5 protein-coding genes and 1 tRNA gene are annotated in these 6083 nt (G+C 42.1%); 2 read left to right on the top strand and 4 right to left on the bottom strand.

What is annotated here, in order from left to right:
• Positions 1-17: 17 nt before the first annotated feature.
• Together F0227_RS20075 and F0227_RS20070 are read left to right on the top strand one after the other, a co-directional pair.
• A tRNA-Tyr gene (locus F0227_RS20075) sits at positions 18-102 on the top strand.
• Positions 103-486: 384 nt separating this feature from the next.
• On the top strand, positions 487-1968 hold the full coding sequence (locus F0227_RS20070) for an MFS transporter (protein ID WP_171755035.1): 1482 nt from the start codon (positions 487-489) through the stop codon (positions 1966-1968).
• A 208-nt stretch (positions 1969-2176) separates the two neighbouring features.
• On the opposite strand, the gene oppF is transcribed toward F0227_RS20070, so the two are convergent.
• The 4 genes from oppF to oppB are packed head-to-tail and all read right to left on the bottom strand — an operon-like array spanning position 2177 to position 6009.
• Complete coding sequence (oppF, locus tag F0227_RS20065) at positions 2177-3166, bottom strand: murein tripeptide/oligopeptide ABC transporter ATP binding protein OppF (RefSeq protein ID WP_171755034.1); 990 nt, start codon at positions 3164-3166, stop codon at positions 2177-2179.
• Positions 3166-4137 (bottom strand): ABC transporter ATP-binding protein, encoded by a 972-nt coding sequence (locus F0227_RS20060; RefSeq protein WP_171755033.1) that lies wholly within the window; start codon positions 4135-4137, stop codon positions 3166-3168. The genes oppF and F0227_RS20060 overlap by 1 nt, the downstream gene beginning before the upstream one ends.
• Positions 4138-4170: 33 nt before the next feature.
• Positions 4171-5073, bottom strand: a complete 903-nt coding sequence (gene oppC, locus F0227_RS20055) for an oligopeptide ABC transporter permease OppC (protein ID WP_171755032.1) — start codon at positions 5071-5073, stop codon at positions 4171-4173.
• Between the two features lie 15 nt (positions 5074-5088).
• Positions 5089-6009, bottom strand: coding sequence for an oligopeptide ABC transporter permease OppB (gene oppB, locus F0227_RS20050; RefSeq protein ID WP_171755031.1), 921 nt, complete (start codon positions 6007-6009; stop codon positions 5089-5091).
• Positions 6010-6083 lie beyond the last annotated feature (74 nt).

Genomic DNA, 6083 nt, shown 5'->3' with positions numbered 1-6083 from the left:
ATTTACTTAAATACCCTGGAGGGGTTCCCGAGTGGCCAAAGGGAGCAGACTGTAAATCTGCCGGCTCCGCCTTCGATGGTTCGAATCCGTCCCCCTCCACCATATTGAAAAGCCAGCTCTTAGAGCTGGCTTTTTTTATTGCTGCTATCTACTAATAATCACCCTCGACGAATAGACACTTTCAGTCCCTTAAACTTGCCAGATAGTGTGCAGCGTAACGAATTAGCCCTACATTCCTTTCATTAGAATAAATTATTAATAATCTACTAATAATACACTCAATAAATAACCCTGACCGCCAGCCCCAATAGCTGACTGAAAAAGCATCAGATATTATTTCAGATCAATTTAACACCAACTAATGCATGAAAAAAACTAATACCAAGAAAAGTTATTCTCATCAATACGTAACATTATATACAACTGGAAAATGATACAATCACAACCCTTTTGTTCTTTCAATCTTAATACAATGAGACTTTTATTATGTGGAATAGACTAAATAAGTCGATGATGTTCTGCCAAATGATGTTTGGCTTATCTTTCTATGGTGTAATGATCATCCTGACTCGTTTTTTTCTAGAAGATCTAGGTTATAACGAAGCAGATACTATGATGGTTGTCGGCGCTTTCTCTTCAATTGGTCCGCTGTTCGCTATCGCAGGTGGATTTATCGCTGACAAATTCCTTGGTGCTTACCGCTCACTTACCATTAGTTACTTTGGTTTTGCTGCCGGTTATACCTTACTTGTTTTAGGCGCATCAGCACAAAATGTTCCAATGAGCTTAGTCGGTATTGCACTTGCTAGTTATTCACGTGGTTTAATGTCTCCTTCTTACCCAAGCCTTTATAAGCGCACTTTTGCTACAGAAGAAGACTTTGAAAATGGTTACCCAGTAAACTACTCTGTGAACAACCTAGGTGCACTTATTGGACAATATATGTTCCCAATGTTTGTGCTAGTGATCGGCTTTAATGGCAGCTTTATGATTTCAGCTACTATGGCAGGTCTAGCGTTCTTAACCTTAGCCATTTCAAGAAATCAACTGGTAAACGTTGGTGCAAATATCGACCAAAAACCAGTAAGCAGCAAAAACTGGATTGCATTTGCCGCAACATCCGCTGCGATGATTGGTCTTGTTTTCTTCATGTTCTCAAATATGGACATTGGTAAAAACATTGTTTATGCCATTGGTGCAGCAGCAATTTTGTACTTCATCTCGCTAATGGTGAAATCAAAGAAATCAGATGCACTGAAAATGGGCACTATTTTGATTATCATGGCGTTAACAACCGCTTTCTTCGTCTACTACGGTCAAATGATGACATCCATGACAATGGTAACCATCAATACCATGCGTGGTGACCTATTCGGTATCATTCCGATTGCACCAGAAGCTGCAATGGCGATGAACCCATTATGGTGTATGGTCGCTGGCCCAGTGATTTCCATTACGTTCTCTACTCTAGAGAAAAAAGGAATCAACTTCTCGACAGCAACAAAAGTTGGTTTCGCTTTTGTATTAACCGCGATTGCATTTGGTATTCTCGCAGCAGCAGTACTCGCTATTGGTGAGAATGTGATCATTCGCCCTGAAGTGTTCTTTGTTATTCACTTCTTCCAAGCATTCGCAGAAGTGATTGTAGGAAGCTTGGTAGTGGCATTTATTCTTTCTGTTACTCCAAAGCACATCGAAAACTTCTCTGTTAGCTTGTTCTCTGTTGCCATTGCCTTAAGTGGTATCGTTGGTGCGGTATTCTCCACCTCTATCGCATTAGAGAAAGGCCAAGAGATTACCCAAGAGATCGTACAGACTGTTTATGGTGGTTACTTTACCACGCTAACTATTTGGGCAGTTGTGATGGTCGCCATTGCTCTAGGCTCTTCTTACGTGATTCGTAAGATGCTAGAAAAAGCGAACGAAAGTGATTCTGATAGTAAGCGTATGGAAACAGCCGAAGTCTAACCCACAACAATTAATACGTTACTCATAAATCAGGCTCCTATTGGAGCCTGATTTTTTTGTGCTTAATAAATGCCGTCTCTGTTTAGAAGCAAATCGCTAACGTCAATAACCGACGCCAATAACCAACCTCTGTTCATTAGCGATAAAAAAAGCGCGGTTCAATTAAGAGACCGCGCTTAAGCCCGTCACAGGCTGAATTAATCTAATGTTAGCTTACATGTAAACAAGATACCGCATGCACCTCAGAGCCATTCAGAGACGGCTTAGTTTTCGCACACTCTTCTGTTGCTATTGGACAACGAGTTCTGAACACACAACCAGACGGTGGGTTGATAGGAGAAGGTAAATCCCCTTCCAGCATCTGAATGGTTTTATTGCGTTCTATTTCCGGATCGGGAATAGGAACCGCTGACATTAATGCTCTTGTGTATGGGTGCTTAGGATCGGCAAATAGTGCTTTTGCTTCACCAAGTTCAACCGCATTACCTAAGTACATAACCAGTACACGATCTGAAATGTGTTTTACCACAGACAGGTCATGAGCAATAAAGACCAAACTTAACCCTAGCTCATCTTGAAGCTCTTTAAGTAGGTTAACTACCTGAGCCTGAATAGATACATCAAGAGCCGAAACAGGCTCATCACAGATGATCATTTTCGGATTTAGAATAAGTGCGCGAGCAATACCAATACGCTGACACTGACCACCAGAGAATTCGTGAGGGTAACGGTTGATAAGGTTAGGTAACAAGCCCACCTTCGCCATCATCTCTTTTACTCGGTCTTTTACCTCTTGCTTAGTTAAGTTTGGGTAAAACGTCTCTAACGGTTCAGCGATAATATCGCCAATGTTCATACGTGGATTAAGTGAAGCGAGAGGATCTTGGAAAATCATCTGAATCTCTTTACGAGTTTCACGACGCTGAACCTCTTGCATGCGAGTTAAGTCTTGACCTAACCACATGACTTCGCCCTCTGTTGCTTCTACTAAACCAATAATAGCGCGAGCAAAAGTAGACTTACCACAACCTGACTCACCAACAACACCAAGTGTTTCGCCTTCATACAGTTTGACATTAACACCATCAACCGCTTTTAAGTTTGAAGGTTTAGTCCAAGGCCATGCAGATTTTGCAGCAATGCTAAAGTGAACTTTTAGTCCTTTAACATCTAATAATAAATTTTTATCAGCACTCATTATTTCTCCCAAGCCTCCCAGTCAGAAAAACAGGCACGTTGACGATCATCACCGAACGGTAACAAGATAGGTGATTCTTTCATGCAACGGTCCGTTACGCGATGGCAACGCTCTTGATAAGGACAGCCTGTTGGCAAACGCAATAAGTTAGGTGGATTACCCGGTATCGTCGGTAATACATCGCCTTCAGTATCCAATCGAGGGATAGCTTTCAGCAAACCTTCAGAGTATGGGTGGCTAGGGTTATAGAATATTTCATCTACCGTACCGTACTCCATGGTACGGCCAGCGTACATAACCAGTACTTTTTCACACGAACCTGCAACAACACCAAGGTCGTGAGTAATCATAATAATGGCGGTATTGAACTCTTTTTTAAGTTCGTTCAATAGATCCATTATTTGCGCTTGAACTGTTACATCAAGCGCGGTCGTTGGCTCATCTGCAATCAACAGTTTTGGTCGACATAGCAGCGCCATGGCAATCATCACACGCTGGCGCATGCCACCGGAGAACTCGTGAGGATACATAGTAATACGCTTACGAGCTTCAGGAATTTTTACCGCTTCAAGCATGCGAACAGACTCTTCAAATGCCTCCGCTTTACCCATTCCTTTGTGCAACATCAACACTTCCATCAACTGATCACTCACCTTCATATAAGGATTAAGTGACGTCATTGGATCTTGGAATATCATTGCAATTTGCTCTGCACGAACTTTGTTTAGCTCTTTTTCCGGCAGATTGAGTATTTCATTGCCTTCAAACTTAGCACTACCTTTAATAATGCCGTTTTTAGCAAGTAGGCCCATAATGGCAAACACGGTTTGTGATTTACCTGAACCTGACTCCCCAACTATGCCCAAGGTTTCACCTTGATTTAGCGAGAAGTTTAAATCGTTGACTGCGGTAACAATACCATCTTGAGTGGTGAACTCTACGCGCAGGTCTTTGACATCTAATAAACTCATTTTTCTTTCCAGTATATTTTCTAAGCCCTAGGCTTATCTGTCTTTTGGATCTAACGCGTCACGTAGACCGTCACCAACGTAGTTAAAGCAGAATAAGGTCACAACCATAAAACAAGCTGGGAAAATTAGCTGCCAAATTGCCAGTTCCATAGTTTGAGAGCCTTCTTGCAGTAACGCACCCCAACTTGTCATTGGTTCTTGTACCCCAAGACCAAGGAAAGATAGGAAGGACTCAGTCAGAATCATGCTTGGAATTAATAGCGTTGAGTATACGGCAACAATACCCAGTACGTTTGGTACGATATGACGGGTAATGATTTTCCATTTACTGACACCACTTACATGCGCAGCTTCTATAAATTCTTTGCTACGTAGACTTAATGTCTGACCACGTACAATACGTGCCATATCAAGCCAAGCAATCGCACCAATTGCGACAAAGATGAGCACAATGTTTCGACCAAAGAAGGTGACGAGTACAATAACCAAGAACATAAACGGTACAGCGTATAAGATTTCCAGAATACGCATCATCACACGGTCAGTACGACCGCCGATAAAACCAGATGTCGCACCATACAGAGTACCAATAAGCACGGCAACTAACGCACCAAGCACCCCTACCATCAATGAAATTCGTCCACCAACAAGAGTACGTACGTAAATATCACGGCCCAAGCTATCGGTGCCAAATAAGTGTTCCGCTGATGGTGGTTGGTGTAATGCGTACCAATCCGTGTCGTCATAGGTAAATTCAGCCAACATTGGCAAGAAAATTACCGCCAGTACCATCATTGTTAAAATTGCAAGGCTCACCATCGCTGCTTTATTGCGCATAAATCGGATACGAGCATCTTGCCATAGGCTGCGGCCTTCAATTTCCAAGTTCTCAGCGAACTTTTCTACCGCATCAAGATTGTCTTTTTTCGTTAACATAATATCCGTTCCCAATTAATAACGAATTTTCGGGTCAATTGTCGCCAGTAAAATATCAACGATTGTGTTGAATAGAATAAATAGGAAACCAATTAAGATGGTCACTCCCATTACTAGCGAATAGTCACGGTTAAATGCAGCGTTAACAAACAACTTACCGATACCCGGCAAGCCAAAAATCGTTTCGATAACAACAGAACCTGTGATAATACCGACAAATGCCGGTCCCATATAAGAAACAACAGGCAACATAGCAGGCTTCAAAGCGTGCTTAACAACAATATATGGGTAGCTCAATCCTTTAGCTCTCGCTGTGCGGATAAAGTTACTGTTTAGTGTTTCGATCATGCTTCCGCGAGTGATACGAGCAAATGTCGCAACATAAAGTAAGGACATACCTATCACGGGCAGGAACATATATTTAAAGGAGCCATCTAGCCAACCACCGGCAGGAAACCAACCGAGGTTAATTGAGAACAGATAAATAAGTGCCGGCGCAAGAACAAAGGAAGGCATCACCACCCCAATCATGGCCGTAGACATAATGGTATAGTCAATCCATGTGTTTTGCCGCAGTGCGGCTAACGTTCCGACGCTTACCCCCATAATGACGGTAAAGATAAAGGCGGTAAAACCGATTTTCGCCGAAACAGGCAATGCACTGGAAACCAGTTCATTTACGGTGAAATCTTTATATTTGAATGATGGGCCAAAATCGCCCTGAACAATATTAGTCAAATAGGTTAAGTACTGTTCATGAACAGGTTTATCTAAACCATATTTAGCATTGATGTTAGCCATAACTTCAGGAGGTAACGGACGTTCAGTTGAGAACGGGTTGCCTGGAGCAAAGCGCATAAGAAAAAAAGATATTGTGATCAATACCAACATCGTTGGGATTGCTTCTAATACTCTTTTCGCGATGAATTTAAACATAAACTCACTCTATTCGGTCTGTGACAGTGTTTAGTAAACAAGTAGGCGCTGCATGAGTTCCCTCATGCAGTGCC

The organism is Vibrio sp. 99-8-1 (genome assembly GCF_013114595.1).
Classification (GTDB): domain Bacteria; phylum Pseudomonadota; class Gammaproteobacteria; order Enterobacterales; family Vibrionaceae; genus Vibrio.
The sequence above is the reverse complement of the archived record's forward strand: the minus strand, read 5'-3'. Positions and strand labels throughout refer to the sequence as shown.

Excerpts from the sequence above, each read along its gene's own strand:
- F0227_RS20070 (WP_171755035.1), top strand. The coding sequence starts at position 487 with ATGTGGAATAGACTAAATAAGTCGATGATGTTCTGCCAAATGATGTTT.
- oppF (WP_171755034.1), bottom strand. The coding sequence starts at position 3,166 with ATGAGTGCTGATAAAAATTTATTATTAGATGTTAAAGGACTAAAAGTT.
- F0227_RS20060 (WP_171755033.1), bottom strand. The coding sequence starts at position 4,137 with ATGAGTTTATTAGATGTCAAAGACCTGCGCGTAGAGTTCACCACTCAA.
- oppC (WP_171755032.1), bottom strand. The coding sequence starts at position 5,073 with ATGTTAACGAAAAAAGACAATCTTGATGCGGTAGAAAAGTTCGCTGAG.
- oppB (WP_171755031.1), bottom strand. The coding sequence starts at position 6,009 with ATGTTTAAATTCATCGCGAAAAGAGTATTAGAAGCAATCCCAACGATG.